Raw genomic sequence first — 24,089 nt, 5'->3', positions numbered from 1 at the left:
TAGACGCGCCCAAGGGGAGGTGCCAGAGCAGAGTTGACAGAAGGGGCGCTTCTGCGGCGGAGTAACAGAAGGGGGACGATGAGATGATGCAATTGCCGGTTTGGGCGCGGTTTGGCCTGATCAATGGGGTGTTGCCGTGGGGGATTGCAGCGGTTCTGTCGACGGTGACGCTGAGCGCTGCAGTTTCAGTGATCGCGGTTTATGTCGCGGCGATGCTGATCTTGATCCTGAATGTCGGTCATTTGAGAGCGACCCCGGCGTGGCGGGGCCTCTTTTTTGTCGTGATGCTGGCCAATCTGCTTTGCACCATGCTGTTCGCGAATGTGGCTCTAGTCACCGCCTTTGGATCAATCTGGTTGGCCCTGCGCGTGGCGTTTGGACTTGCTTGAAAACGTGGGCACGGATGAGGCAGCAGCTAACCGGCTCATGGCGTTGCGGACGATCATCGATGCGTCCGGAGCGAGCGCAGCTTGCCTCACGGAGATCGAAACGATTGAGCTTTATACGGGTCTCGAGCTGAGCCGGCCGATGCGCGACAGTGTTTTGCTTGTGACAGCTGATCAAGCGTCGCTGATCGTGCCAGAAGCGGGTCAGATAGCACAGCGGCGGGTTGCGAGTGTCGAGATCATCCCCCAATCCCTAGGAACGACATGGACGTATATCGGCGAGACGATCGGGTTCAGACGCACCGTCGGCGTGCAAGCCGGGGCGATGGATACGGCGACGGCTGACGCACTTCGTGCGGGTCTCGCGCCGGGTGATGTGATTGACCTGACCGATGCTATCACCCGGCAGATAAGAGCGCTGCCCAAACGGGATTAGTGTAGAAAGGGCCGCGTCTATAGCTCTACCCGCACCTCATGCAGCCAAATCTTCGGCGGGCGCAACAACATAAAGACGACCACATCCGCCAAATCCTCTGGCTCCGTGAAGATCTGGTTTGGCACTTCCTCGCCAGCCTTTGCAAACATCTGCGTGTTGGTGCCGCTTTGATAAAGCCCGGCCACGCGCACGCCGGTTTCCGCCTCATCCTCTTTCAGCACATCGGTGAAGCCGCGCACGCCATATTTTGTGGCGGAATAGACCGATTGACCGGCCTGCGCCGTGACGCCGGATTTGGACGCGATGTTGAGAATGGCCGCCTCGCCGCGCGTTCGTAAATGCGGCAGCATGTGTCGGGTCAATTGCATCAACGCGGTCAGGTTGATCTGCACCGTGGCCACAAGAAGATCGGGTGAGATACTGTCGAGCGGACCAGCCTTATGCCAAATCCCGGCATTGTTGATCAGGATGTCGACTGCATCGAAATCCGCCAAAATCGCCGTGGCGGTGGCGTCCAGCGCGGCGCTGTCGGTCAGGTCGAAGGCATAGGCGCGAGCCTCTTTGGCCCCGGCGGCCAAGGCCTCTGCGACAACATGGTCCAGCCGCTCGGCATTCCGGCCCAAGATCGCCAAGCGGCACCCCTCAGTGGCGAGTTTGAGCACGATATGCCGCCCGATTCCGTCACTTCCGCCGGTGACAATCGCCGTCTTTCCCTTGAGCTGCATATCTTCGTGTTCCTTCGCTGGCGGCTGTGTTGCGCCTGCCTAGCATGAGCAGCGAGGGCATGAAAACCGACGGGTCGGCTCTTTCGCTCCAGGATCGGGAGCCAACATGCAAAGAGGTCGCATTGGCATATCGGACGTTCCCATCGGCCCGACAAAACAGATCTGCCTGTCGAGCAGTTTGGTTGGCGATCAGGCGTGTTGATGCCTGGGCTCGATGGCCGTAAGCCGGTGATTGTTCACCATTTCATAAAACTGAAACATTTCCGTTACGTCAGCGTCACCGGCTCGCGCGAGGACAACCCGTCACGCTTGCAACCTGGGAGAGCTGAATGACCCCCGTTTTTTGACCCTGACCTCGGCCATCGCGCTGATGGCAGGCCCCGCATTTGCGGATATGAATTTTAACCGTATTGCATCCTTTGCCATTGCCGAAAACGCGCCCGAGGCCGAAGAAACCTCCGCTGAAATCATCGCGGTGACCGGCGATGGGATGACGCTGGTCTATACCGACAGCCCGCAAGAAGCGCTTGGTTTTATCGACATCACCGATCCGGCCAATCCGGCCCCTGCGGGGATTATGGAATTGGAGGGGGAACCGACCTCTGTCGCGGTTGCGGGCAACTATGCGCTGGCGGGCGTGAACACCTCGGAAAGCTACACCAATCCCTCGGGCTATCTGGTTGAGATCAACATTGCCGATCAGAGCGAAGTGGATCGTTGTGATCTGCCGGGGCAGCCGGACTCGGTTGCGATTGCGCCGGATGCGTCTTTCCTTGCGGTTGCGATCGAAAACGAACGGGATGAAGACCTGGGCGATGGCCGCGTGGGCCAATTGCCTGGCGGCTCCGTCGTCATGGTGGACCTGACCTCCGAAGGTCTGATCGATTGCGACACGCTCCGTGTGGCCGATGTCACCGGCTTGGCCGATGTGGCGCCGGAAGATCCGGAGCCGGAATATGTGCATATCAATGGCGAAGGTGAGGTGGTCGTCACCTTGCAGGAAAACAACCATATGGTTGTGCTGAACTCTGCCGGAGAGGTGCTGAGCCACTTCTCCGCGGGAGCCGTCGATCTCGAAGGCATCGATGTCGACGAGGAACGCGCGTTCGTCTTTAGCGGTAGCCAGCCGGGCCGTGTTCGCGAACCCGACGCGGTGACGTGGATCGACGACACGCATTTCGCCACCGCCAACGAGGGCGATATGGATGGCGGTTCCCGCGGCTGGACGATCTTCCACCAGGACGGCACGGTCGTTTACGAAAGCGGCACCTCGTTTGAGGAGGCGATCATCCAGATCGGCCATTATCCTGAGCGCCGGTCGGGCAACAAAGGTGTTGAACCGGAATCGGTGACCTTTGCGGAGTTCGGCGGCACGCCGATGGTCTTTGTTGGGGCGGAGCGGGCAAGCGTCGTGGGTGTCTATGATGTCACCGATCCCGCGAACCCAGTCCTTGCGCAGCTTTTGCCCTCGGGCATCGGGCCCGAAGGCTATGTGACTATCCCGTCTCGTAACCTCCTGGTTTCCGCCAATGAAGTGGACGGTTTGGAAGATGGCGCTGCACGGGCCCATGTCATGCTCTTTGAGTATCAAGAGGCGGCGGCCAGCTATCCGCATCTAACCTCTGCTGGCATGGAGGAGCTCACCGGCTGGGGCGCGATTTCCGGCCAAGTGGCGGACGCAGATGGCATGATCTATGCGGTCAATGACAGCTTCTATGCCATGCAGCCGACGATCTTTGTCATCGACCCGTCGCAAACCCCGGCCCAGATCGTCGACGCGATCCGTGTCACCCGCGCCGGGCAGCCCGCGCAATTGCTCGACATGGAGGGCATCACGCTCGATGGCGCGGGCGGTTTCTGGATCGCCTCCGAAGGCCGCACCGACCGTCTGGTGCCGCATGCGCTTTATCATGTTGGCGCCGATGGAGAGATCGAAGACTACGTCCCGCTGCCTGCGGAGCTTCCAGGCAGTCGAAAGCCGCTTTGGCTTCGAAGGTATCACCATGGTTGGCGACACGCTCTGGATGGCGGTTCAGCGGCCTTGGGATGATGACCCGGCAAACCACACCAAACTGGTCTCTTACAACTTGGAAACCGAAGCCTGGGGTGCCGTGCATTACCCGCTGACCGAACCTGCGACTGGGTGGGTTGGCCTCTCGGAGATCGTGGCCCATGGCGATTATGTCTACGTCATTGAGCGTGACAATCAGATCGGAGCCGCAGCCGTGACCAAACAGATCACCCGCATCCCACTGGCGCAGATGGTGCCGGGCGAATTGGGCGGCGACCTGCCGGTTGTGGAACCGGAGCTGGTGGTCGACCTGCTGCCCTACCTGACCTCCACCGGCGGCTTTGTCCTCGATAAGGTCGAAGGTCTGGCGATGATGGACGACGGGACCATGTGGGTGTCCACCGACAATGACGGTGTGGACGACCATTCGGGCGAGACCATGTTCTTCGCCTTGCCGCCAATGTGACCCCTCTGGTTTTTAAGCAGCCCTTTCTATGACGGCGATGCCCTCGCGGAGCGATCCGCGGGGGCAATTTCGTTGAGTGGAGACGTTAACCCCGATGTTCCGCATCATGAATCGCCCGCGCCTTTGCAATCGAGTCACAGCGCTCGCCCTGCGCAGGGCGAGCGCGCCAGATCGATCAGACCACAATCGACACGCGGCGGGCGCCCTGGAGTCTCCTCAGAGAGTTGCGACCGTTATTGAGTCCAACTGACACCGGTCAGGTCATTCGCCTGGGTCGGGGCGTTTTCCCAAAGGCCTTGGATATTCGCATTGGCGACCCCGGTTTTGGCCAGTTGGAATAGGAAGCCATTGACATAGTCGCCCGCGATCATCTCCTGCGCCTGTTGGTTCAGGCTCGAACGTTCTGCCGGGTCGGTCGCGGCGGTCAGATCCGTCATCAACTGCTGGAAATCAGGGTTGTCATACTGGAAGTAATAATCTGGCCGGGCATAGATATTGATATCCGCCGGTTCCGTATGGCTGACGATGGTCAGGTCGAAATCCTTGCCGCGGAACACCTGCTCCAGCCATTGTGCCCATTCCAGATTGCTGATCTCGGTCTCGATCCCGACCTCGCGAAGCTGCGCCGCGATGATTTCGCCGCCGCGCCGCGCGTAAGACGGGGGCGGAAGGGCCAGACGCAAAGTGAGGTCGCTGACACCCGCCTCGGCCAGAAGCGCACGGGCGGCATCCGGGTCGTAAGCCGAATTGCCGGTCAGATCGACGTAATCTGGGTTGTGCGGTGCGAAATGCGTGCCAATTGGCGTGCCATAGCCGAACATCGCGCCATCGATGATGTCTTGCCGGTTGATCGCATGGGCAATCGCTTGACGCACGCGCACATCATCCAAGGGCGGCGACATGTTGTTCATCGACAGGATCGTTTCGCCCTCGGTCGAGCCAACGATGACATTGAAACGCGAGTCGGCCTCAAACTGGCTGAGCGTCTCGGGCGCCGGGAAGACCGGGAAGGCATCCACATCGCCGGCCATCAGCGCGGCGAAAGCGGCGTTCGGGTCGGAGATGAAGCGGAAGGTTGCGGCTTCCAGGGCGGGCATCTCGCCCCAATACTCGGCATTGCGGGTCAGCTCGACTCGATCACCTTGGACCCAATCGGCAAAGACAAAGGGGCCGGTGCCGACCGGATTGGTCGCGTTGGTCTCCGCACTTTCGGGGGCGACCATCACGGCGCACCCCAGGCGAGATTGAAGAGGAATGCACCATTCGGCGCCGAGAGCGTGATGGTCACCGTGGTGTCATCCACCGCCGCGACACTGTCGATACCGGCAAACAGCGCGGCTTGGGCATTGGTCGTGTCTTCAGCCCGCGCGCGGTCGAGCGAGAAGACGACATCCTCGGCGGTGAAGCTGGTTCCGTCATGGAACATTACACCATCACGAAGCATGAAGGTATAGGTCAGCCCATCCTCGGAAATCTCCCAACTTTCGGCAAGACCGGGCATCACCGAGCCGTCCGAGGCGAAGCGCGTTAGCCCTTCGAAGACATTGGCATAAACCACCTCGTCAATGGCCGCCGCTGCGCCGCCGGTTGGGTCCAGATTGGGCGGCTCAAGCTGCATGCCGATTGTGATGTCGGTTTGCTGGGCGAGCGCGCCACTTGCGGTCACGGCAAGGATCGCGGCGCTTGTCTTCAAGCGATGAAACATGAGGGTCTCCCTTTTTGACTTTGGCATGATCGTAGGAGCCGAAGGGGTCGCCATGCAAGCGATGATCGGGTGTGTCATGCTGCACTGCGGCGCGCTGTCGCAAAACCGTTACTTAGGAGTCGCTCGAATCGAGACCTTGTATTAGAGTTTGGTCTGGGGAACACGTCATCACACCATAGCGGAGCTGCTCAATGGCCTTGCCTAGTGCTACAGACATCCTGAATTTGTCGACCGATCAGGTCGCCAGTTTTATTGCCGAGCAAGCCAGTTCACGAACGCTGAGTATTTTGATGAAAGACCTCAACGCGCAGCTTCTGTCCGCAGATGAGGCCGCGCGTGCGGCAGCGCGCGAGGCGATTGAGCGGCTGGGCTTTCCAGAATACGCCTAGCCCGCACCTCTAAAGCAACAACTCTTCCAGTGTCAGCGCCATGACTTTGGCGCTGTCGATCATGTCGTCGATGCCTACCCACTCGTCAGGTTGATGGGCTAAGTCCAAAATGCCCGGGCCATAGGCGATACAGTTCTTCAAACGCCCAATCCGATCGATGTGTTTTTGGTCATATGTGCCGGGCGAAACGACAAATTCCGCCTGTTTTGAAAGGACTTTTTCAATTGCGGCTTGGACGGTCCGCACCACGGGTGCATCCTCATCGGTCATCGTGGGCTGCACTTCGAACAGGTCGCGCAATTCATAAGTGAAATTCGGTCGTTCGGCTTTGATCTTCTCCAACATGCCGGTGATTTCGGCTTTCACCTCATCAATATCTTCTTCTATGAGGAAGCGTCGGTCGATGGTGATCTTGCAGCGATCTGGCACACATGGCGCTGGAAGGCCGGTGTAATCCGCATCTTGGATCGGCTCGCCGCCATGGATGGCATTGATGTTGAGTGTGGATTGCTTGGCCCCCTCCGGCACGACCGGCATCGCGGTGTGTTTCGTGGCGAGCAGCGGAAAGAGATAGCGCTCCATTTCCGCGAGAACGGCACCCATATGGCGCACGGCACAATCGCCCAGAAACGGCATCGAGCCATGGGCAATCCGACCTTGTGTCTCGATCTCTGCCCACCATACCCCGCGATGGCCGAGGCAGATCCGGTCTTTGTTGAGCGGTTCCGGGATAATCACATGCTGCACCCGCGAAGGGTCGAAATACCCCTGCTCGGCCAGATAGGCGACACCGCCATAGCCGCCTGATTCTTCATCTGCAGTGGCGCTGATCTCGATCGCGCCTTTGAAATTTGGATGGACCGCGAGGAAAGCCTCGGCGGCAATGATCGAGGCGGCAAGCCCGCCCTTCATGTCACAGGCCCCTCGGCCGTAAATGCGCCCGTCTTTGACCTCGCCACCGAAGGGTTCGGTTGTCCAACCGTGGCCAACCTCGACCACATCATGATGCGAATTGAAATGGACGCAGTCGCCGGGGGCACCGCCCTCTCGTCTGGCGACGAGGTTCCAACGTGGATAGGTCTCGCTGTCGGCGGGCGCACCAAAGGCGCGGACCATCTCGACCGTAAAACCCTTGTCGCTTAGCCGCGCCGCCAGATAGTCGCAAATCTCGCGATAGTTGCGCCCTGGCGGGTTCAGGGTCGGGATGCGGATCAGGTCTTGTGTCAACGTGATCAAGTCTTCTCGGCGGGCGGTTATTTCGGCATAAAGGCGTGAGGTTTCGGTCATATCCGCAGATTGCGCCCGGGCGGGCGCGGCTTCAAGCCCTGCCAAAGCTCTTTTCGCGCCCCATATAAGGGTTTATGACACATCGCGAACCCAGGGAGCTCCCATGCTAAATATTGGCCGGATGGCGATCATCCTTCTTGTTGTGCTGACCTTGGTCTATGTCTGCGTGTTCCTTTACTGGCGCGCCGGTATCCGCGCGCGCTTGGAGGAAGACTGGGTCATGGAAGGTCGTCCCGGCGATCGCGGTGATTGGGTCCGAGAGCAGGAGGGGCCAAAGCTCCGCTGGATAAGCCGTTGGTTGCTTTTCCTGGTCTATGTCCTGCCGATCACGGCGCTCAGCGTGTTTGTCTACGTCACGAACTAGGAAAGGGCCCCGCCCATGCGCTGGCCGAGAATTGTCTTTCTGCTTGTTCTGCTTCTGATCGTCGGGGCGTTCTTCCACTACACGCTGCCGCAACGTGACATCGTGCGGATTACCGGGACCGAGGTGGTTCGCGAGGATTTCACCTCGCTCAACCGGTGGTTTTTCTCCAATACCGAAGACGGGGCGACCGCTTCCGGCAGCCGGGATATCCGTTTCATCAATGCGGTGCGGGTCAATGGCGATGTGATTGTGTATCGCAACGAGGATACCGGGTTTGGCTGGCCGCCTTACTTCAAGCTCGACACGGCGGATCTGCAGGCCGAGGCGACAAGCCTGGTTTCTGCCGAGGCCGAGCCGCAATGGGTCGCGGTCACCCATTATGGTTGGCGCATGCATTTTCCGACCTCTTATCCCAATGCGGTCGGGATGCGCCCCGTCGCGGGGCCGGATGTGACGCTTTTCCCTTGGCTCAACATCGTGATCCTGTTGATCCTAGCCGGATTGATCTTCTTTGCTTGGCGGATATGGGAACGGTTCGAAGACCGCGTGATCGACCCGATTGTCGATCGCACCGCCGTCCGGTGGGCGAAACTCCGCGATTGGATGGCAGGACGGCGGCGTTAGCCGGTCCTATTCGCCATAGGGCACCCAGATGGTTTTGACCTCAGTCGCGGCCTGAAGGAAACGTTTGCCTTCGCCCGCTTTGCTCATCCAATCAATGCCTTGGCCATCATGCACCCAGGTCCGTTTCAGGTTCGAGGCTGAGGCGGCTTCGACCACATGCGCGCCGGCTTGGGCGGTGAAGGCCCAAATGGCGTCGAGATTCAGGTGGCCGGCCAAGGGTTTGGTCAGTTCAGCCGGGTCGCCCGTGACAATGTTCACGACACCGGCGGGAACATCGGAAGTGTCCAAGACCTGGTAAAGATCGGTTGCGGCGAGTGGCGCGGCATAGCTGGGCACCAGAACGATCCGGTTGCCCATCGCGATGGCGGGCGCGATGAGCGAGATCGCACCAAGCAGCGGCGCATCATCTGACGCCAGCGCTCCGATCACCCCGACCGGCTCGGTCATTGCCAGTGCCACGCCGCGGATCGGGACCGATTTCGCCGTGCCGTCGAATTTGTCGGCCCAAGCGGCATAGGTGAAGAGCCGGTCAATCGCGGTTTCGACTTCCGCCTCGGCCAGTTTCGTGGTGACACCTGTCAGATCGCGGATGCGGCTTGCGAACTCATCGGCCCGGGCCGAGAGATTCTCGCCAATATAATAAAGGATTTGCGCGCGCAGATGGCCAGTGGTCTTCGACCAGCCTGCCGCCCCTTGCGCTGCTTCCACGGCGTTGCGGATGTCTTTGCGATTGCCCAGGCCCATATGACCAAGCAGTTTGCCTTTGGCCGACCAGACCGGCTCGGAATAGCCCCCATCGGGGCGGGCCTGTTTACCGCCGATATACATCTTCGCGGTCCGGTCGAGACCGGGCGCGTCAGGTGTATCGGGTGCCGGGGTCGGTGCTTTCGCTGTCAGCGCCTTGGTTTTCACGGCGGGTTTCAGATAGGCCAGAAGCCCTTCCCATCCACCTTCGCGGCCAAATCCGCTTTCCCGCACGCCGCCGAAGGGGGCTGCAGCGTCAAAGAGGTTGGTGGCATTCACCCAGACCACACCGGCGGCCAGTTTCGGCCCGATGTCGAGCGCCAGGTTCAGGTTCTCGGTCCAAAGCGTCGCGGCCAGCCCGTACCGCGTGTTATTGGCGATCTGTACCGCCTCCGCCGGCGTCCGGAAAGTGGTCGAGACCAGAACCGGGCCAAAAATCTCTTCTTGCATCAGCGGGGCGGCGGTTGAGAGGCCGGTGATCAAGGTCGGCGGATAGAAACACCCCGTCTCGGGCAAAGGCACGGCGGCGCGATAGGTCTGCCCTTCGGTGTTTTCGTCAACCAGCTTGGTGATCGTGGCGTGCTGCACCGGGTCCACCACCGCGCCGACATCGATGCATTTATCAAGCGGGTCGCCGATGCGGAGCTTGTCCATCCGCGCTTTCAGCCGCGCGTGGAAATCCTCGGCAATGCCTTCCTGCACCAGGAGCCGTGAGCCAGCGCAGCAGACCTGACCTTGGTTGAACCAGATCGCATCGACCAGCCCCTCAATCGCGCTGTCGATATCGGCATCGTCAAAGACGATATAGGGCGATTTGCCCCCAAGCTCGAGCGTGAGGGATTTGCCAGATCCGGCTGTGGCCTGCCGAATGTGGCGGCCAACCTCGGTCGAGCCGGTGAAGGCCACTTTGTTGATGTCGGGATGTGTGGTGATCGCTTCGCCCGTCCGGCCATCGCCGGTGACGATGTTCACCACACCCTTAGGCAAGCCCGCCTCGCGGCAGATATCGGCGAAAAGGAGCGCCGTCAGAGAGGTATACTCGGCCGGCTTTAGGACAACCGTGTTACCCGCCGCCAGGGCCGGCGCGATCTTCCACGACAGCATCAGAAGCGGGAAGTTCCACGGGATCACTTGGCCGCAGACGCCAAGCGGGGCGTGGCCGGGCATTTCATCTTCCAGAAGCTGCGCGAGGCCTGCGTGGTAGTAGAAATGCCGCTGCGCCAGCGGGATGTCGATGTCCCGGCTTTCGCGGATCGGTTTGCCGTTATCCATCGTCTCCAGCACGGCGAAGAGGCGGCTGTGTTTTTGCAAGAGCCGGGCCAGCGCATAGAGATGCCGCGCCCGTTGATGTCCGGTCAGCTTGGCCCATTTCGGGAAGGCGCGACGGGCGGCGGCCACGGCCATATCCACATCCGCCGCGCTGCCTTGGCTGATCTCGGCCAAGGTCTCGCCGTTGGCTGGATTGTTCGAGGCAAAGGTCTCGCCGGGTGCCGTGAAAGCCCCATCGATGAAATGGCCAAAGGCCGAGCCTTTGTCGGCAATCCAAGCACGGGCTTCGGCATCGCCCTCGGGGGCGGGTCCATAATCCATGGTCTCAAATATCTCAGGGATGTTCATCTGCCCTATCCAATCGCATGCCGATATGCGGCGGAGTAATCCCCCGTCACGTGGTGTTCCAATTGCCGCTCGATATCGCCAAGCAGCGATGATGCGCCAAAACGGAAGAGATCGGGCTGAAGCCAGCGATCACCCAACTCTTCCTTCATCAAGCTGAGATAGACCAGCGCGTCTTTGGCTTTGGAAATCCCGCCCGCCGGTTTGTAACCGACTTTCATGCCGGTCGCGGCCTCATAAGTGCGGATCGCGCGGATCATGGTCAGCGATACCGGCAGCGTGGCGTTGACGCTTTCTTTGCCGGTGGAGGTTTTGATGAAATCGGCCCCCGCCATCATGCAAACCAGCGACGCGCGGGCAACATTGCGGAGCGTGCCAAGCTCGCCCGTGGCTAGGATCGCTTTCACATGGGCCTCGCCGCAAGCCGCGCGGAAGGTTTTCATTTCATCATAAAGCGCCTGCCAATTGCCGGTCAGCACATGGCGGCGCGAGATGACGATATCGATCTCCGCGGCCCCGGCTTTGACGCTCTCTTCAATCTCTGCCACACGGAGGTGAAATGGCGACAACCCGGCGGGAAACCCGGTCGAAACGGCGGCGACGGGAATGCCGCTGCCGTCCAGTGCCTCGACCGCGGTTTCGATCATATCGTGATAGACGCAAACCGCGCCGGTGGTGATCGGCGGCAGGCCAAGCGCCTCAAGCAGGTCGGCGCGGACGGGCTGCCGGGCCTTGGCGCAGAGGCGTTTCACCCGCCCGGCCGTATCATCGCCCGACAGAGTGGTGAGGTCGATCAACGTGATCGCTTTGGCCAGCCACGCCGCCTGATAGGCCTTTTTCACGGTGCGGCGGCCTGGCAAGCTCGATGCCCGGCGTTCAATGGCCGATGTGTTGGCCTGCACCCGCGCGACCCAATCTAGGTCAAGCGCCATGCCGTCATTGCGCGGTTCATGCACCTGCGGCAGCTGTGTCTCGGAAAGCGATGTTGCGGTTGGGTCTGGAGCGTGGGTCACGGAGGAACAGCCAATCAAAATGGGACAAGCCGGTTTAGCGTCTCATGTCCGCCCTGCCAAGGCAAGCTTGACCATTTGGTCAAATTTCGGAGTTAGAGGCGCGAAAGGACCAATCCAACGCCGACGAACCCCACCGCGGCGATCCGGGTCCAACTGATCTCCCGGACGGTCATGCCAAACGCCCCGAGTGCATCCAGCGCCAGGGCGGCGGTGAGCTGGCCGAAGATCAGCGCGGCCACCAAGGTCACCACCCCAAGGGTCGAGACAGACCAGATCGATGCCCAGACATAGATGGCGCCAAGCGCCCCACCGGTCCAGGCCCACCAGGGCACGTCCCCCATGCCTGCGACCGCGTTTGGCACCGCGCCACGCATCACCGCCACGATGCTAAGCGCAACAAACCCAACGCCGAACGAGATCGCTGCCGCGACGACCGGGTCGGCAACATGTGTGGCCAAGCGGCTGTTGATTGGGGCCTGCACGGCAATTGCCGCCCCTCCGATGGCGACGGCGATGAGGGCGAGCCAGATGGCAGGTGTCATGATTTGTCCTTTCCGCGGGGTCGGCGCACCCTGGCGCGCGGACCGGACCTCTGCAAGGGGGCGTGACACCCTTGGGCGGGCGCGGTAACAGGAGGCGCTGCCAGAGATAAGGATCTTCCGCCCATGTCTTTCGACCGTTCGATTAAGATCGCGCCCTCCATTCTCAGCGCCGATTTCGCCAATCTTGGTGCCGAAATCCGGGCGGTTGAGGCCGAAGGGGCGGATTGGATTCATGTCGATCCGATGGATGGGCATTTCGTGCCCAACCTGACAATCGGACCGAATGTGGTGGCGGCGATCCGTCCTCATGTGACGACCTTCATGGATGTGCATCTGATGATCGCCCCGGCAGACCCGTATATTGAGGCCTTTGCCAAGGCGGGGTCGGATATGATCACCGTTCATGCCGAAGCCGGGCCCCATTTGCATCGCACGCTTCCAGACGATCCGCGATGATGGCGCGAAGGCCGGCGTGGCGCTGAATATGACCACCCCGCTTAGCCATATTGAGCATATCCTTGATGCCATCGACCTGATCCTGGTGATGACAATCAATCCGGGCTTCGGCGGGCAGAAGTTCACTCATTCGATGGTCGAAAAGGTGGCTCAAACCCGCGCCCTGGTGGGCGATCGCCCGATCCATATCGAGGTTGATGGCGGTATTGATCCGACCACGGCCCCGCTCGTCGCGAACGCCGGGGCCGATGTGCTTGTTGCAGGCTCCGCCGTATTTAAAGGCGGTTCAGTCGATACGCCGCATGTGTATGGAGACAATATCCGGGCGATCCGCGCCGCAGCCAGTTAGGCCACCGGAAGGGGGCCGCAGGCAATGCCATGCTCTTCCCGAACCCGGTCGAGAGAACGGCGGGTGTGATCAAGGTAGCGGCGGCGATTGAGTTTCACGTCGATCAGAGCCGCCAGCCTTCGATGCAGCGGGAACCAGCGGTCTAGGTCCAAGCCACAACGGTCAAGCACCCGGAATGGCAGGGCGTCCATGATGATGATCGTGTTTAAGAATGTGTGCGTCACCCCGACGATGTGCATCAATTTGCGATCGATCTGACGGAGCGTGTCGAAATCGATCTCATAGAGGCCCGCGTCGCGGAGTTTGCCGGTCAGGAAAAGATGCGGCAGGAAATACCCCGCCACACTGCTGAGGAAATACGCCGCAGAGCGCGACGTGATCGTCAGGATCGCTCCGCCGGGCGACAGGTATGGCGTGTAAGGGCGCTCTTGGCGCAGCAGATGCCCGGTGCAATTGACGAAGACGGAACCGGTGGGCACTGCGTGACGCGCGCCGGAGCGCAAGATCATCTCCGGCCCCGTGTCGGTGTCGCGCACATCCGTCAAGTAATCGCCGATGAACCCGTCCACCCCATTGGCGATCGTCTGGCTCTCGGCCTCTGACAGAATGCCGAAGAGGAATTGCTCCCCCGTCCCGGTTGGGCTGATCGTATAGGTGTCGCGGTAATGCGCGAAAACCGCGTCATGATTTGTGCCGTCAAATCGCATGGCCAGTTCGCGAAAGGTGGGCACGACCAGCTTGCCGCGCCAATAGCGCGCCATCCCCGTCGGCAAGGTGAAATCGCGGTTGGCAAAGATCGTGCCTTTGCCCGTGAGCATCGTCACGGAACGGTTCGGGGTGTTTGTGATCAGCGTATGGGCCGTATCCATGCCGGTCTTGCCACCACCGATGACATAAACTGGGGCCGTGCCGGCAATGCCGAGGGCATGAGGCGTCGTTGAGGTCACGTGCTCTGAGGATAGGGTGAGCGGTGTGATCTCCGGGATGTCGAGACCACGGGCATCAATCAGACGTTTGGCGCGGATGGTTTGTTGGCTGCCGCCGTCAACGGCGCGCAGTTGAACTTGGGCAAAACTCTCGCCCTTCTCGACACCCTCGTAAATCCCATCGCAGGTTTGGCCGTAAGCCTCGGTCAGATGAAGCTTGCTACGCATCTGATCGAGACAGGCCGAGAGATGAGCGGCAACTTCAGTACCTTTTGCTAGGTAATGCGCTGGCTTCGTCCAATTCCAGGGGATGTCGCCGACGGTGAACATCGGATGCGGTTGGTGAAGATGCACATACGGGTAGGTCTTGGTCCACATGCCGCCGCAGCGGTCATTCCGATCCACCAAAAGAACCCGGGCCGTTGACGGCAGATGTTCACACGCCACAAAAAGCGCATTCAGTCCGGCAATCCCCGTGCCAATGATACAAAGATCCCAGGGGGCGGTCCCAAACTCGGGGGAGTCAGTATCGGGCATCGCGGTCTCCAGACGTTTGCGCCGCGCGACCCTAGCAGGCTTGGCCCTGCTGCCAAGTCATTGATGACCCGCAACAAAGTAAACGCGCGGTCGGGGATCCGACCGCGCGTTGATAGAGTGTACGTTTCTCGTTTGTCAGATGGCGGAGGGCCCGGCCTCAAGCACATCTTCCAAGGTTCTTAGGCCCGTACGCGGTGCCTGAACCAAAACCGACATGTTCCCGGGCTTGTGTTCGTTGCGCAGCATTTTCATATGCGCCTCGGGCAGTTCCGCCCAAGGGAAGACCTCAGACATGCAGGGGTCGAGCCGCCGCTCCAGCATCAAGTTATTTGCGGCAGAGGCCTGTTTCAAATGCGCGAAATGCGAGCCCTGAAGGCGCTTCTGATGCATCCACATATAACGCACGTCAAAGGTGCAGTTGAACCCGGTGGTCCCGGCGCAGATCACGACCATACCGCCCTTTTTGCAGACCAGTGTAGAGACCGGGAAGGTCGCCTCGCCCGGATGCTCGAAGACCATATCGACATTCACACCCTTGCCGGTGATGTCCCAGATCGCCTTGCCGAACTTCCGCGCCTCCGCGAACCATTCCTTATACTCCGGCGTATTCACCGTTGGGAGTTGACCCCAGCATTTGAAATCCTTGCGGTTGATGACACCCTTTGCGCCCAGGCCCAGCACAAAATCGCGCTTATCTTCATCGGAGATCACTGCAATCGCATTGGCGCCCGCCGTATTGATCAACTGGATCGCATAAGAGCCCAAACCACCTGATGCGCCCCAGACCAACACGTTTTGACCTGGCTTCAGGTCATGCGGTTCATGACCAAACAGCATCCGGTAAGCAGTGGCCAGCGTCAGGGTGTAGCAGGCGGATTCTTCCCAAGTCAGATGCTTGGGGCGCGGCATCAATTGCTGCGCTTGCACCCGAGTGAACTGGCTGAACGACCCATCCGGCGTCTCATAACCCCAGATCCGCTGGCTTGGCGAATACATCGGATCGCCACCGTTGCATTCCTCGTCATCGCCATCGTCTTGGTTGCAATGAACCACAACCTCGTCGCCGACTTTCCAACGTTTGACTTTGTCGCCTACGGCCCAAACGATGCCTGCCGCATCGGAACCGGCAATGTGATAGGGCTGCCCATGGCCGTCAAACGGGCTGATCGGTTGGCCAAGCGCGGCCCAAACGCCGTTATAATTCACACCGGCGGCCATCACGAGAACCAGCACTTCATGGCTGTCGAGGGCGGGCGTGTCCACCACTTCGACCTGCATCGCAGTGTTAGGGTCGCCGTGGCGCTCACGACGGATCGCCCAGGCATACATCTGCGCCGGGACATGGCCCATAGGGGGCATTTCGCCCATCTCATAGAGGTCCTTTTTCGGCGCGTCGTAAACGGCGGGTGCGGGACTGATATCCAAAGCCATTGGGCCTCCTACTGCCTCATCTAGAATTGCTGCGGCGCGGAACGATTCCGTGCTGGTGCAGCGAGACATAAAGATGGTCACGCAACAATGCAAACATGAAATCGATGTTTTGAGAAATAATATGTCGCAAAGGCCGAGATTATCAACCTGAGGTTGCTTTAGGGGTTAGTCTGATCGCCCAAAAGATGTTCCACGGAGCGCGCATAGAAGGCAACAATGGCCTCCCCGTCTTCACTCAGAACAAACCCGTCCGGTGTTTCAGAGAGCATCCGCCGCTCGATCAATGCCCGCAGGCCAGCTTCGGTTGTGTAATCGAGATCATCACGCGGAATGTGGACTTCGGCACCTCGGCGGCGTGCGCCCTCAACCAGGTCGCCAACTCTGGCACGCAGTTCCGCGCGATCCCGCACACCGGCGCGCAGAGCATAGGACACCAGAGGCACGGGCACGACCGGCATGACCGACCCAATCCGTTGCATCAACTCGGCACCGAGGAGTTCTGGGACGTCGTCGGCAGGCTCTTTCAAAAACTCAGTCAGGCTCAAAGGGGTCCCAAAGCTGACGGCGGCATATCCATAACGATGGAAGCGCCGCGTTAGCCTCAGCCAGATTTGTCGCCGCAGATAGCGATAGATCGGCCAAAGGCTGAAGCGGAACCGCCTTGTGCCCTTCTCATGCGCCTCGATCAGGTTGCGATCTTCCATGACCCGGTCGTAGTTCAATGCAACGGGCACAAAGACGACATCGCGGGATTTGCCGGGCCGAAACCCATCGAGAATGTAGGAGATCAAACCGAGCTTCGGGGTGCCAAGCGCGCCGGTCTGGCTCAACCCCCTTCGGGAAACACAGCTTGTGTCACGCCAGCCTCTGTCGCCATCTGAACATAGCGCGCCAGGACCTTGCGATAGAGCGGGTTGTTGTGCCGCCGCCGGATGAAGTATCCACCCATAGCCCGCACCAGTTGGCGGAGTGGCCAGACACGCGCCCATTCACCAACCGCATAGGCCAAGGCCGAGCGTTCGGCGGCGAGCCAGGTGACCAAGACATAGTCCATATTTGATCGGTGATTCATCACGAAGATCACCGTGGCGTCCGGGTCGATCGCCTCAAGCGCGGCGTCATTGGCTTGTGCGAGGCGCACGCGGTAGAGCGATTTGCTGAGAAACTTGGCCGCCCGGATCGCGAAGCCGAAATAGGTCAGTGCCGAGAACCCCGGCACGATCTCTCGGGCATAGCGTTCGGCGGTTTGCGCGGCGACGTCTTCGCGAATGCCGGTGCTGCGCGCATGATCGACGATCGCCTGCGCCACCTCGGGATCATACACAAGGCGCAGGACGGTATCGTTCCGGCGCGCAAGTTTGAACGGTTGAATCGGCCGGGCGAGCCGCTCGTTCAAGCGGCCAACGGCGCGTTCGAGCCGTCGCCGCAAATACCAGCGCACCGAGGGCACCAGCACATTATTCAACGCCGCGACCGCCGCAAAAGCGAGGATCAAGAGCAAAGCCCAAAGCGGCAGTTCCACCGTGGTCGTCATCGCAGGCGACCCTGGCAGGAAACCGAGGCGCGCACAATCGTTTGCGATGGCGCGGTCGGAGACAAAGGAGAGCCGCATCCAGGTCAGAAGGATCGAAATGCCGCGACGCAGCGAATTGACATAGACATATTATTCCCAATATACCCCTCCGAGTGGAATAAAGTTGCCGAAACCTGATTTGAGGAGCGCCGCCCGTGACCGCAGACAAAGACCGCCCTTGGCTCATCCGCACCTATGCTGGTCATTCGACGGCCAAAGCCTCCAATGCACTCTATCGCGGGAACCTCGCAAAGGGGCAGACCGGCCTGTCCGTTGCTTTCGATCTGCCGACGCAGACCGGGTATGACAGCGATCATGAATTGGCGCGCGGCGAGGTCGGCAAGGTCGGTGTTCCGGTGTCTCATCTGGGCGATATGCGGGCACTGTTTGATCAGATCCCGTTAGAGCAGATGAACACCTCGATGACGATCAACGCGACCGCGCCGTGGCTTCTGGCGCTTTATATCGCCGTGGCCGAAGAGCAGGGGGCAGATGTCTCGAAGCTTCAGGGCACTGTGCAGAATGATCTGATCAAAGAGTACCTGTCGCGCGGCACCTATATCTGCCCGCCGAAACCGTCGCTGAATATGATCGCGGATGTCGCGGAGTATTGTTATTCCAATGTGCCGAAATGGAACCCAATGAATGTGTGTTCCTACCATCTGCAAGAGGCCGGCGCGACGCCAGAGCAGGAATTGGCCTTTGCGTTGGCAACCGCGACGGCGGTTCTGGACGCGCTGCGGCCCCGAGTCGATCCGGCGGACTTTCCCGCTCTGGTCGGGCGGATTTCGTTTTTTGTGAATGCGGGTATCCGGTTTGTCACCGAGATGTGCAAAATGCGGGCCTTTGTGGAGCTGTGGGATGAGATCTGTAAGGATCGCTATGGCGTTGAAGACCCGAAATACCGCCGCTTCCGCTATGGCGTGCAGGTCAATTCCCTCGGGCTGACCGAGCAGCAGCCGGAAAACAACGTCTATCGCATTCTGATCGAAATGCTGGCCGTGACGCTCAGCAAAAACGCCCGCGCGCGTGCGGTGCAATTGCCGGCTTGGAACGAGGCGCTTGGTTTGCCGCGGCCGTGGGATCAGCAATGGTCGATGCGGATGCAGCAGATCATGGCGTTTGAGACCGATCTTCTGGAATATGGTGATCTTTTTGACGGTAACCCCGTTGTCGCCGCCAAAGTGGAGACGCTGAAAGATGGCGCGCGGGCGGAATTGGCCAATCTGGAGTCGATGGGCGGTGCAATTGCCGCGATCGACTACATGAAGGGCCGCCTGGTTGAGTCAAATGCCGACCGTGTTCACGGCATTGAGCAAGGCGAAACTGTGGTTGTCGGTGTGAACAAATACACCGCCACCGAGCCATCGCCTTTGACCGAGGCCGATGGAGGTATCATGGTCGTCGATCCCGCAGTAGAGGCCGAACAGATTTCGAGATTGGAGGCCTGGCGGGCGGAACGGGACGCCAATTCCGTCGCCGAAGCGCTCGCAGCGCTTCGCGATGCTGCCAAGAGCGGTGCAAATGTCATGCCGCCCTCAATTGCTGCCGCCAAAGCGGGCGTGACCACAGGGGAATGGGCCGGCGTAATGCGGGCCGTGTTTGGCGAATACCGGGGTCCGACCGGCGTTGCCCAGAGCCCATCGAATAAAACCGAAGGGCTGGACGATATTCGCGATGCCGTAGATATGGTCAGCGACAGACTTGGGCGGCGTCTGAAATTCTTGGTTGGCAAGCCGGGGCTCGATGGCCATTCCAATGGCGCTGAACAAATCGCGTTCCGCGCGCGGGATTGCGGAATGGATATCTCCTATGAGGGCATACGGCTAACACCCGAAGAAATCGTTGCAGCCGCAAAAATAGAGGATGCCCATGTTATTGGATTATCGATTCTTTCGGGCAGCCATGTGCCGCTAATAAAAGAAGTTATGGAAAGACTGCATGCAGAAGGCATGTCTCACGTTCCCGTGATGGTTGGGGGAATCATCCCCGATGAAGATGTGGAGATTCTGCTGAGCTATGGGGTTGCGAAAGTCTATACACCCAAGGATTTCGAGCTAAATCGCATCATGATGGACATTGTTCACCTTGTCGACGCGCAGCCTATCGCCGCAGAATGACGCGCCAATGCCCAAAACTTCATAAGTGTAAACCTGCCTAAAAAGACATGTCCATAAATAGGTCCTATTGCATGGCGTCAAAAGGCGGCATAGCAAACCCGAGTCAACAATAGGGACCATTAAAATGGCAAAAAACTTAAACGAAATGTCGCGTGATGAGCTTTTGGAGTTGCGGCGGGATGTGGACGCTGCTCTTAAAGACGTGGATAAGAGGAAGAAAAAAGAGGCTCTCGCCGCAGCCCAAAAGGCAGCACTTGAGCACGGGTTTTCTTTAGAGGAAGTTCTTGGCGGAAAAAGTGGATCAGGGCCCAAATCTTTGCCGAAATACGCCAACCCGGCAGATGCAAGTCAGACTTGGACGGGTCGTGGCCGGCAACCTGGATGGATCAAAGACGCGCTTGCCGCTGGCAAGTCGCTTGACGATATGGCGATCTGAGGCAAAGCGATGACTGTGCATATTGGTGCGAAGCCCGGCGATATTGCCGAAACTGTTCTTATGCCTGGAGACCCGTTGCGCGCGAAATGGGCTGCTGAGCGGTTTCTGGACGATCTTGTGTGTGTCAATGAAGTCCGGGGCATGTTGGGTTTTACCGGCACTTGGCGTGGTCATCCTGTCACAATTCATGGCTCGGGCATGGGCATGCCCAGCCTTTCGATTTATGCCAATGAGCTAATCCGGGACTATGGTGCGCAAACGCTCATTCGGATTGGCTCTGCTGGCGCGATGCAGCCACAGATTAAGCTCCGCGATGTGGTTCTGGCGATGACATCGTCAACGCTCTCAACCCCATCGCGGGGGTTTTTCAAAGAACTCAATTATGCGCCTTGCGCCGATTGGAGTTTGCTGCAGGCGGCTCACGCGGCGGCAGCGTCCAAGGGATGTGACACCCATGTCGGCGGAATTTATTCGTCCGATGTGTTTTATGACGAGCGCCCTGACCTCAACGAGCAAATGACCCGTCACGGTATCCTTGCCGTCGAAATGGAAGCGGCGGAGCTTTATACTCTTGCTGCGCGATATGGGCGGCGGGCATTGGCGGTTCTGACGATTTCGGATCATCTGGTGACGGGTGAAGCGTTGCCGTCGGAAGATCGGCAGTCGAGCTTCTCGGATATGGTCGAAATCGCGTTGGAAGCCGCGTTTTCATAAAAGACCAGCGGTGAAGCTAAACAGCTTCACCCGCGATCATACCTGAGAAAATACAGCCGCCCAGGAATGTCCCTTCCAGGGCATTGTAGCCGTGAAAGCCACCACCACCGAAACCCGCGACTTCGCCAGCCGCGAAGAGACCGTCGAAAACACTCCCATCGGGGCGAAGCACCTGTCCGTTGAGATTGGTGTGAAGCCCGCCAAGGGATTTCCGGGTTAGGATATTCAGCCGGACGGCGATCAAGGGTCCATTTGCCGGGTCCAAGATCGCATGGGGTTTTGCGGTGCGGATCAGTTTATCCCCCAGATACGCCCGCGCGCCTCGGATCGCGGTGATCTGCGCATCTTTGGAGACTTTGTTCGTGAGTTGGGCGTCTCGCGCCTCAATCTGAGTCCGAATATGGGCGATCGACGGGCATTTGCGGGGTGATCTTATTCATCCCCTCAACAAGCGTCGGCAGATCATCCGCCACCACGAAGTCTTCGCCATGTGTCTTGAACGCCTCGACCGCCCGCGTCGCGCCTTTGCCCAACCGTTCCTTGATCACCGAACGCCACTTGCCGGAGGTGAGATCGGGGTTTTGTTCGGAACCTGAAAGGGCGAATTCCTTTTCGATGATTTTCTGGGTGAGGATGAACCAAGAATGCTCGTGCCCCGTGGCCAGGATGCGTTTGAGTGTTGAGAGCGTATCGAAGCCGGGGAAACAGGGCGCCTCCATCCGGTCACCAAGAGCATCGAACCACATCGACGAGGGGCCAGGCAGAATGCGGATACCGTGATTGGGCCAGATGGGATCCCAATTGGTTAGCCCTTCGCAGTAATGCCACATGCGGTCTTTGTTGATCACCGCCGCACCGGCGGCCACGGTTGCCAACTGCATCTGACCGTCGACATAGTCCGGCACGCCCGCCACCATCTTGATCGGCGGGCTGCCCAACCGATCGCGCGGCCAGTATTCTCGCACCAGGTCGTGGTTGCCACCAATCCCGCCAGTGGTGACAATCACTGCCTCGGCGTCATAGGTGAAATCGCCGGTGACCTCTCGATTGGTCGCGCCGCCTCGCCCTACGCCGTCATCGGCCAAGATATCACCATGCACGCCGGTCAATACGCCGCCGTCGACGGTTAGCCCCCGGACGCGGTGCCGATATCTCAACGTGATATTGGGATGTTGGGTGACTCGGTCGGCATAAGGTTTCACAACCCCGGTGCCGGTGCCCCATGTCACATGAAACCGGGGGATTGCATTGCCGTGACCGTCGGCCAATGCACCGCCGCGTTCGGCCCACCCCACCACGGGAAACCACCGCATGCCGAGCCCGTGGAGATAGCCGCGCATCGGGCCTGCGGCAAAATCTAGATAGGCGTCGGCCCATTTCCGTGGGTTCGCATCTTCCGGTCGGTCAAACTGAGCCGCACCGAACCAATCTGTCGCGGCGAGGTCTCGGCTGTCTTTCAAACCCAAGCGTCGCTGTTCCGGCGTGTCGATCATGAACAAGCCGCCAAGCGACCACCAAGCTTGCCCACCAAGCGATTGTGGACCTTCTTGATCTAAGAGCAGTACCTTGCGCCCGCGTTCGGCGGCATGAAACGCGGCAACAAGGCCGGACAGCCCTCCGCCGATGACGATGATGTCTGCCTGTCCCATGCCAGCTCCCTCCTTGAGCAGAGGAGGCTAGCATTGAGATTTGGTTCTTGTCGAACCGGACCTAACGTTAGGCCGCCTCGGTCAGCTCCGGGTATTCCGGGGTCTCGTCGACCTCTGTCGGATTGGGCGTGTAATAGGCCCAAGCCTCTTCCAAAATCTGCAAGGCGACGTCTGGGTCAATGGCGGGCGTCGGTTTGCGAAATGTCACGGTGTTTGGCATCTTGGCCTCTTTGCAGTCAAACGGCCTCCCTTTGGCCCAAAGACTATGCGCTGGCCGGGCAGGGCACATCTCATCTTTCCGCAGGCGCGTTATGTGTGTGGTGCAAGGCTCACCGGCGCGACATCGGCGGGTCACTCCGCGGCACGCTCCAAAACCTCGACGGACAGGATGGTCGGCAGATGGCTGGCGATCTCGTCCCAAGTTTCGCCTTCATCGCGGCTGGCAAAGATCGAGCCGGTATTTGTGCCGAAATACACGCCTGCGGGGCTTTGGCGGTCGGTGGCCATGGCTTGGCGCAGCACGGTGAAGAAGCAGTTTTCGCCCGGGAGGCCGTGGCGCTTGGCCTGCCAACTCTCGCCGCCATCGCTGGATTTCCAAACGGCTGCGCGCGCCTCGGGCGGGTAGCGCCCTTCGTTATCGCCGTTCAGAGGTAGGACCCAGATCGTGTACGGATCCGTCGGATGCAGGGCGATGGGGAAGCCGAAGGTCGAGGGCAGGCCTGTGGTGATGTCGTGCCAATTCCGCCCGCCATCGGGGCTGCGGAAGACGCCATGGTGGTTTTGTTGGTAGAGCAGGTCGCCCGGCGCGCGCACGATGTTATGCACGCAAAGTCCCGTCTGCCCATCATGGGGCGCGGCGGGATGATCGTGCCCGGAACAGGCCTCGGCATTTGATAGGCGGTTGCGCCGCTCCCAACTCTGTCCACCATCTTCGGTGGCGAAAACGCCCGCGGCCGAGATGCCGGCCCAGAGTTTGCCCGGCTGATCAGGGTCCGAGACGATGGTGTGAAGCACAAGCCCGGCTGCGCCGGGGTTCCACTGATCCTTATCTGGGTGGTCCGACAGGGTGCTCACCTTCTCCCACGTTGAGCCATCATCAGTGCTCGAAAGCAGCATGCCGGGCTTACCGCCCGCATAGAGCGTGTCATGGACCTTTGCGACCGACCAGATTGCCGAAACCTCGCCATCGAACGCGGTCTCGATGGGTTCCCAATTCAAGAACCGCGCGGTTTCCGGGTCATTCGCAGCCCAATCATCGATTTCACCTTTGGAGAGTTTGGAGAGCGTCCAAGTGCCCCCGCCATCGCCGGAGCGCCAGATGCCCGCGCCAAGGAAGTCATTGCCGCCTCCGGCCCAGATCAGACCGTTCGCGGGATCGCCATTCACATGATTGATCGGCCAACCGTCACAATGCGGGCCGGAGACATACCAGACCTGTCGCGCCGTATCCCCCGTAAGGATGAAGGCGCCTTTGGTCGTTCCAACAAGAAGATTGAGATCAGATGCCATCATGTCCCCTCCGTTCCCGACGGAGAGGATAGCATGCGTGGCCGATTTTCTCTATCGACCGGAGGCGGAGCGGAACCGCTCCT

19 protein-coding genes and 4 pseudogenes are annotated in these 24,089 nt (G+C 59.8%); 10 read left to right on the top strand and 13 right to left on the bottom strand.

Annotated features, from left to right (window positions below; translation table 11 throughout):
- Positions 1-83: 83 nt before the first annotated feature.
- Both QTA57_RS02045 and QTA57_RS02040 read left to right on the top strand, forming a co-directional pair.
- A complete protein-coding gene (locus QTA57_RS02045) occupies positions 84-389 on the top strand; it encodes a hypothetical protein (protein ID WP_290153333.1) in 306 nt (101 codons plus the stop codon).
- A gap of 37 nt (positions 390-426) precedes the next feature.
- Complete coding sequence (locus QTA57_RS02040) at positions 427-822, top strand: aminopeptidase P family N-terminal domain-containing protein (protein ID WP_290153332.1); 396 nt, start codon at positions 427-429, stop codon at positions 820-822.
- A gap of 17 nt (positions 823-839) precedes the next feature.
- Here the strand turns inward: QTA57_RS02040 and QTA57_RS02035 are convergent, their stop codons facing one another.
- Positions 840-1,547, bottom strand: a complete 708-nt coding sequence (locus QTA57_RS02035) for an SDR family NAD(P)-dependent oxidoreductase (RefSeq protein WP_290153331.1) — start codon at positions 1,545-1,547, stop codon at positions 840-842.
- Positions 1,548-1,917: 370 nt separating this feature from the next.
- Here QTA57_RS02035 and QTA57_RS02030 point away from each other — a divergent pair.
- Positions 1,918-4,024: pseudogene (locus QTA57_RS02030) on the top strand (esterase-like activity of phytase family protein).
- A 233-nt stretch (positions 4,025-4,257) separates the two neighbouring features.
- Here the strand turns inward: QTA57_RS02030 and QTA57_RS02025 are convergent.
- Positions 4,258-5,729: pseudogene (locus tag QTA57_RS02025) on the bottom strand (ABC transporter substrate-binding protein).
- 191 nt (positions 5,730-5,920) lie between these two features.
- Between QTA57_RS02025 and QTA57_RS02020 the strand changes: the two are divergent.
- Complete coding sequence (locus QTA57_RS02020) at positions 5,921-6,118, top strand: hypothetical protein (protein WP_290153330.1); 198 nt, start codon at positions 5,921-5,923, stop codon at positions 6,116-6,118.
- 9 nt (positions 6,119-6,127) lie between these two features.
- Here QTA57_RS02020 and QTA57_RS02015 read toward each other — a convergent pair whose 3' ends face one another.
- Entirely contained in the window at positions 6,128-7,405 is a 1,278-nt protein-coding gene (locus QTA57_RS02015; protein WP_290155012.1) for an acetylornithine deacetylase/succinyl-diaminopimelate desuccinylase family protein, read from the bottom strand.
- A gap of 103 nt (positions 7,406-7,508) precedes the next feature.
- Between QTA57_RS02015 and QTA57_RS02010 the strand changes: the two genes are divergently transcribed.
- Together QTA57_RS02010 and QTA57_RS02005 are read left to right on the top strand one after the other, a co-directional pair.
- A complete protein-coding gene (locus QTA57_RS02010) occupies positions 7,509-7,769 on the top strand; it encodes a hypothetical protein (RefSeq protein ID WP_290153329.1) in 261 nt (86 codons plus the stop codon).
- 15 nt (positions 7,770-7,784) lie between these two features.
- Positions 7,785-8,393, top strand: a complete 609-nt coding sequence (locus QTA57_RS02005; RefSeq protein WP_290153328.1) for a DUF1523 family protein — start codon at positions 7,785-7,787, stop codon at positions 8,391-8,393.
- Between the two features lie 6 nt (positions 8,394-8,399).
- Here QTA57_RS02005 and QTA57_RS02000 read toward each other — a convergent pair whose 3' ends face one another.
- The 3 genes from QTA57_RS02000 to QTA57_RS01990 form a co-directional block, all read right to left on the bottom strand.
- The gene (locus tag QTA57_RS02000) at positions 8,400-10,754 is read right to left on the bottom strand and encodes an aldehyde dehydrogenase family protein (protein ID WP_290153327.1); all 2,355 of its coding nucleotides are present in this window, start codon (positions 10,752-10,754) and stop codon (positions 8,400-8,402) included.
- 5 nt (positions 10,755-10,759) lie between these two features.
- Positions 10,760-11,764 carry a deoxyribose-phosphate aldolase gene (deoC, locus tag QTA57_RS01995; RefSeq protein ID WP_407933491.1) on the bottom strand — a complete coding sequence of 335 codons (1,005 nt, stop codon included), beginning with the start codon at positions 11,762-11,764 and terminating at the stop codon, positions 10,760-10,762.
- A gap of 92 nt (positions 11,765-11,856) precedes the next feature.
- Positions 11,857-12,306, bottom strand: coding sequence for a DMT family transporter (locus QTA57_RS01990; protein ID WP_290153326.1), 450 nt, complete (start codon positions 12,304-12,306; stop codon positions 11,857-11,859).
- 123 nt (positions 12,307-12,429) lie between these two features.
- Here QTA57_RS01990 and rpe point away from each other — a divergent pair.
- Positions 12,430-13,111, top strand: a pseudogene (gene rpe / locus QTA57_RS01985) (ribulose-phosphate 3-epimerase).
- Here rpe and QTA57_RS01980 read toward each other — a convergent pair.
- The 4 genes from QTA57_RS01980 to QTA57_RS18275 form a co-directional block, all read right to left on the bottom strand.
- Positions 13,108-14,574: an FAD-dependent oxidoreductase gene (locus tag QTA57_RS01980; protein ID WP_290153325.1), complete on the bottom strand. Its 1,467-nt coding sequence runs from the start codon at positions 14,572-14,574 to the stop codon at positions 13,108-13,110. The pseudogene rpe and the gene QTA57_RS01980 sit on opposite strands and share 4 nt — an antisense overlap.
- Positions 14,575-14,709: 135 nt before the next feature.
- Positions 14,710-16,005, bottom strand: coding sequence for a crotonyl-CoA carboxylase/reductase (ccrA, locus tag QTA57_RS01975; RefSeq protein WP_290153324.1), 1,296 nt, complete (start codon positions 16,003-16,005; stop codon positions 14,710-14,712).
- A 158-nt stretch (positions 16,006-16,163) separates the two neighbouring features.
- The gene (locus QTA57_RS18280; protein ID WP_330696744.1) at positions 16,164-16,835 is read right to left on the bottom strand and encodes a hypothetical protein; all 672 of its coding nucleotides are present in this window, start codon (positions 16,833-16,835) and stop codon (positions 16,164-16,166) included.
- Entirely contained in the window at positions 16,832-17,617 is a 786-nt protein-coding gene (locus tag QTA57_RS18275; protein WP_330696743.1) for a 1-acyl-sn-glycerol-3-phosphate acyltransferase, read from the bottom strand. The genes QTA57_RS18280 and QTA57_RS18275 overlap by 4 nt, the downstream gene beginning before the upstream one ends.
- A gap of 116 nt (positions 17,618-17,733) precedes the next feature.
- Here QTA57_RS18275 and QTA57_RS01965 point away from each other — a divergent pair, with 116 nt between their 5' ends.
- The 3 genes from QTA57_RS01965 (at position 17,734) to deoD (ending at position 20,848) form a co-directional block, all read left to right on the top strand.
- Positions 17,734-19,698: a protein meaA gene (locus QTA57_RS01965; protein WP_290153323.1), complete on the top strand. Its 1,965-nt coding sequence runs from the start codon at positions 17,734-17,736 to the stop codon at positions 19,696-19,698.
- 124 nt (positions 19,699-19,822) lie between these two features.
- Positions 19,823-20,134 carry an H-NS histone family protein gene (locus QTA57_RS01960; RefSeq protein WP_171557467.1) on the top strand — a complete coding sequence of 104 codons (312 nt, stop codon included), beginning with the start codon at positions 19,823-19,825 and terminating at the stop codon, positions 20,132-20,134.
- Between the two features lie 9 nt (positions 20,135-20,143).
- Entirely contained in the window at positions 20,144-20,848 is a 705-nt protein-coding gene (deoD, locus tag QTA57_RS01955) for a purine-nucleoside phosphorylase (protein WP_290153322.1), read from the top strand.
- Positions 20,849-20,864: 16 nt separating this feature from the next.
- Here the strand turns inward: deoD and QTA57_RS01950 are convergent.
- The 3 genes and pseudogenes from QTA57_RS01950 to QTA57_RS01940 form a co-directional block, all read right to left on the bottom strand.
- Positions 20,865-22,497: pseudogene (locus tag QTA57_RS01950) on the bottom strand (FAD-binding dehydrogenase).
- A gap of 67 nt (positions 22,498-22,564) precedes the next feature.
- Complete coding sequence (locus tag QTA57_RS01945; protein ID WP_171557472.1) at positions 22,565-22,717, bottom strand: hypothetical protein; 153 nt, start codon at positions 22,715-22,717, stop codon at positions 22,565-22,567.
- A 131-nt stretch (positions 22,718-22,848) separates the two neighbouring features.
- Positions 22,849-24,006, bottom strand: coding sequence for a WD40/YVTN/BNR-like repeat-containing protein (locus QTA57_RS01940; protein WP_290153321.1), 1,158 nt, complete (start codon positions 24,004-24,006; stop codon positions 22,849-22,851).
- Between the last annotated feature and the right edge of the window lie 83 nt (positions 24,007-24,089).

Source organism: Fontisubflavum oceani, from assembly GCF_030407165.1.
Classification (GTDB): domain Bacteria; phylum Pseudomonadota; class Alphaproteobacteria; order Rhodobacterales; family Rhodobacteraceae; genus Rhodophyticola; species Rhodophyticola oceani.
The sequence above is the reverse complement of the archived record's forward strand: the minus strand, read 5'-3'. Positions and strand labels throughout refer to the sequence as shown.